At 74.3% G+C, this 4,571-nt stretch carries 1 protein-coding gene; it reads right to left on the reverse strand.

Features of this window, described 5'->3' with window-relative positions:
- Positions 1-4,571 (reverse strand): type I polyketide synthase (locus ABEB00_RS28055; RefSeq protein ID WP_345623208.1); only part of this gene is annotated, 4,571 nt, incomplete at both ends.

Genomic DNA, 4,571 nt, shown 5'->3' on the forward strand with positions numbered 1-4,571 from the left:
CAGGGCGCGGGCGAAGACCGGATAGCGGTCGTACAGCTCCCGGCCCATCCCGAGCCGTTGCGAGCCCTGCCCGGGGAACACGAACACCGTCTTCCCCCCAGCGTCCGAACCGGTGACCACGCTCGGCGAGGACTCACCCGCGGCCAACGCCCCCAGCCCGGCCACCGCCTCCTCCCGCGACCCGGCGACCACCACGGCCCGCTCTGACAGCACCGCCCGCCGGGACACCAACGCTCCCGCGACGGTGGCCGGCGGCACGTCCGTGCGGCCGATGAACGACGCCAGCCGTCCCGCCTGCCCGGCCAGCGCACCGGCGCTCCGCGCCGAGACCACCACCGGCACCACCACCGGCACCACCACGGGCCTCACCACCGGCACCGGACCATCGCCCGGGGTCACCGGCTCGACGGCGGGCTCCTCCGGCGCCTGCTCCAAAATCACGTGCGCGTTGGTGCCGCTGACGCCGAAGCCGGAGACGCCCACCCGGCGCGGCCGGTCGACGTCCGGCCACTCGCGGGCCTCCGCCAGCAGTTCCACCGATCCGGCCGACCAGTCGACCTGTGATGTCGGGGTGTCGACGTGCAGCGTTGCCGGGAGGATGCCGTGCCGCATGGCCTGGACCATCTTGATCACGCCGGCCACGCCCGCGGCCATCTGAGTGTGCCCGATGTTCGACTTCAGCGAGCCGAGCCACAGGGGTTCTTCGCGGTCCTGGCCGTATGCGGCGAGCAGGGCCTGCGCCTCGATGGGGTCACCGAGGGTGGTGCCGGTGCCGTGACCCTCCACCGCGTCCACGTCGGCCGGGGACAGTCCGGCAGCGGCCAGGGCCTTGCGGATCACGCGTTGCTGCGACGGCCCGTTCGGAGCGGTCAGACCGTTCGACGCGCCGTCCTGGTTGACAGCGCTGCCCCGGACCACCGCCAGTATCTGGTGCCCGTTGCGCCGGGCCTCCGACAGCCGCTCCAGGACGACCACACCCGCGCCCTCGGCCCAGCCCGTGCCGTCGGCCGCGTCCGCGTACGACTTGCACCGTCCGTCCGAGGCCAGTCCCCGCTGCCGGGAGAACTCGACGAAGGTGCCCGGGGTGGCCATGACGGTCGCGCCGCCCGCCAGAGCCATCGTGCACTCGCCGCGGCGCAGTGCCTGCGCCGCGAGGTGCATGGCGACAAGGGAGGACGAGCAGGCCGTGTCCACCGTCACGGCCGGGCCCTCGAAGCCGAAGACGTAGGCGACGCGGCCGGAGGCCACGCTGCCCATGCCTCCGGTGCCGGTGAAGCCCTCCAGCTCGGGCGGCACCGGTCCCGAAGCGCCGTAGCCCTGGCCCATCAGGCCGGAGAACACGCCGACCTCCGTGCCCTTCAGGGAGAGGGGATCGATACCGGACCGCTCCAGCGCCTCCCAGGAGGTCTCCAGGAGGAGCCGCTGCTGCGGGTCCATCGCCAGCGCCTCACGCGGCGAGATCCCGAAGAAACCGGCGTCGAACAGAGGGGCGTCGTAGAGGAAACCGCCCTGGCTGACGTACGACGTACCGGTCTGGTCCGGGTCGTCACTGAAGAACCCGCCCAGGTCCCAGCCCCGGTCGTCGGGGAAGCCGGACATCGCGTCGCGGCCCTCGGACACCAGCCGCCACAGGTCCTCGGGGCTCTGGACGCCGCCGGGCAGCCGGCAGGCCATGCCGACGATCGCGATCGGCTCGTCCGGGTCGGCGAGCGTGCCCACGGTGGCCGTTGCCGGGGCGGTCGCCGTCGTCTCGCCCAGTTCGCCGTGCAGGTAGCGGGCCAGGGAGAGGGGGTTCGGGTGGTCGAAGACGACGGTGGCGGGCAGTTTGAGGGCGGTGGCCTCGCGGAGCCGGTTGCGCAGTTCGACCGAGGTGAGCGAGTCGAAGCCGGAGTCACGGAACGCCACGTCCTGTCGGACGCCCTCGGGGCCGGCGTGGCCGAGCACGGTCGCCGCGTGTGTCCGCACCAGCTCCAGCAGCAGCGCCTCCTGCTCCGCCGTGTTCAGCCCGGACAGCCGGTCCGCCAGGCCGCCGCCGCTGTCGCCGGTCGCCGCCCGCACGGTCTGCCGGCCGGTGCGCGCCAGGCCGCGCAGGAGAGTGGGAACGGCCCGGCCCGCGCCTGCGTCGGTGCGGAGCTGCCGCAGGTCCAGTTTGGCGGGGACGAGCAGCGCCTCTCCGGTGCGCAGGGCCGCGTCGAACAGGTTCATGCCCTCCTCGGGGGACATGGGGAGGACTCCGCCGCGTCGGTTCATCCGGCTGCGGGTGAGGTCGTCCATGCCGGCCGCCATACCGCCGGTGGCCTGGTCCCACAGGCCCCAGGCGAGCGAGGTGGCGGGCAGGCCGAGCGCCCGGCGCCGTTGCGCCACGGCGTCCAGGAAGGCGTTGGCCGCGGCGTAGCTGCCGGTTCCCGCGCCGAGGAAGACGGAGGAGACGGAGGAGAAGACGACGAACGCGGCGAGTTCCGGGGCGAGTTCGCGGGTCAGTTCGTCCAGGTGCCGTACCGCTGTCACCTTCGGCGCGAACACCTGGGCCACCTGCTCGGGCCGGATGGTGCCTATCACTCCCGCGTCGGCGATACCCGCGGTGTGCACGACGCCGGTCAGCGGACGGCCGCTCCGGCGGGCCTCGGTCAGCAGGGCGGCGACCGCGTCGCGGTCCGTGACATCGCAGGATGTCACCGTCACCTCGGTGGCGCCGAGGGCGGTGAGTTCGGCGACCAGCTCGGTCGCGCCCTCGGCGGCTCGGCCGCGTCGGCTGGCCAGCACGAGGTGGCGGATGCCGTGCCGGGTGACCAGGTGGCGGGCCAGCAGTCCGCCGAGCGAGCCGGTACCGCCGGTGATCAGGACGGTGCCCTCCGGGTCCAGCGCCACCGGTGCCTTGAGCGCCGCCGTGGCCTGGCCGGGGTCCGCCGTGACCCGGCCTGGGTCCGCCGTCGCCTGGCCGGGGTCCGCCATCGCCTGGCCGGGGTTCGCCGGGGTGGCGCGGATGAGCCGGGGCATGAGCAGCGTCCCGCCGCGCAGCGCGAGTTCCGGCTCGGTGTCGGCCGATACCCGGCCCAGGACGTGATCGAGGGTCCCGTCGGCGAACGGGTCCGGGGCGATGGCCGTGGACGGGTGACCCTGTTCGAGACCGGGGACGGCGCTGATGCCAGGAGAGGAGTCGAGGTCGAGCACCGGATCAAGGTCGAGCACCGGATCAAGGTCGAGGTCGAGGAGCATGATCCGGTCCGGGTTCTCGGACTGCGCGGCCCGGATCAGGCCCCACACCGCGCCACCCGCCGGGTCGCTCACCGCTCCGTCGGCGCCGGCCGGTACCGCGCCCCGGGTGGCCACGACCAGCCGGGTCTGCTCCAGGGCGGGTGCTGCCAGCCATGCCTGCACGGCCGCCAGTACCCGGTTGGTCAAGGCGAGCGCCGGGTCGTCCGCGTCCTGGTCATGGGTGACGACGGCCTCCAGCACGACGAGCGCGGGCAGCTCCGCTGCCGTGGCCTGGTCCTCCGCCAGGGCGGTGACGTCGGCGGCGGAGCGCACCGCGGCCCAGGTCGGCGGCTCGCCCGTCGGCGCGTCGGCTTCGGGCAGCGCGGTCCACTCGACCCGGAACAGCGAGTCGTCGCTCGCCGTACCTCCGGCGGGTTCCAACTGCCCGGCGGACAGCGGCCGAAGCTCCGCCGATTCCGCCCGCAGCACCAGCCCGCCGGCCAGGTCGACCGCCTCCAGCACCGGCAGGTCCCGGCCGTGCGGGGCGATCCGTACGCGCAGTGCCGTGGCGCCGACCGCGTGCAGCGCGAGGCCGCGCCAGTTCAGGTACTGCCACACCCCGGAGCCGCCGTCGGCAACGGCCGCGTCCAGCAGCGCCGGGTGCAGGGCCGCGTCCAGCAGGGCGGGGTGGAGCCCGAACCGCCCGGCCTCCGCACGCTCGTCCTCGGGTACGGCGACCTCGGCGAGCATCTCGTCACCGAGCCGCCAGAGCCCGCGTACGGCCCGGAAGAGGGGCCCGTGCTCGTAACCGCGCCGGGCCAGTCCGGCGTACAGCGCCTCGACGTCGACGCGCTGGGCACCGGCCGGCGGCCAGGCACCGAAGTCTCCCTGCGGGCTCTCGCCCGGTTTGGGCGTCGCCGTCAGCACACCGGTGGCGTGCCGGACCCATGCTTCCGCCCCGCTCACCTCGGTGGCGTCCTCGCGAGTCGAGTACACGGTGACCGTACGGCAGCCACTCTCGTCCACGCCGCCGACGGCGGCCTGGACGCGCACCCCGCCCCGCTCCGGCAGCACCAGCGGCACGGCGACCGTGAATTCGTCGACGGTCGCGCAGCCGACCTCGTCACCGGCCCGCACGGCCAGCTCGACCAGGGCCGCGGCGGGTACGAGGACCACTCCGCCGACGGTGTGGTCGGCCAGCCAGGGGTGCGTGTGCAAGGACAACCGGGAGGTGCACAGCACACCGCCGATCTCGGGCACTTCCACGACCGCGCCGATCAACGGGTGCTCCGTGGGCGCCTGCCCGAGGGCGGTGGCGTCGGTCGCTCCGTTCAACCGCAGCCAGTAGTGGCGGTGGTCGAAGGCGTACGTCGGCA

Source organism: Streptomyces ziwulingensis (genome assembly GCF_039542605.1).
In the GTDB taxonomy this organism is placed as follows: Bacteria; Actinomycetota; Actinomycetes; order Streptomycetales; family Streptomycetaceae; genus Streptomyces; species Streptomyces ziwulingensis.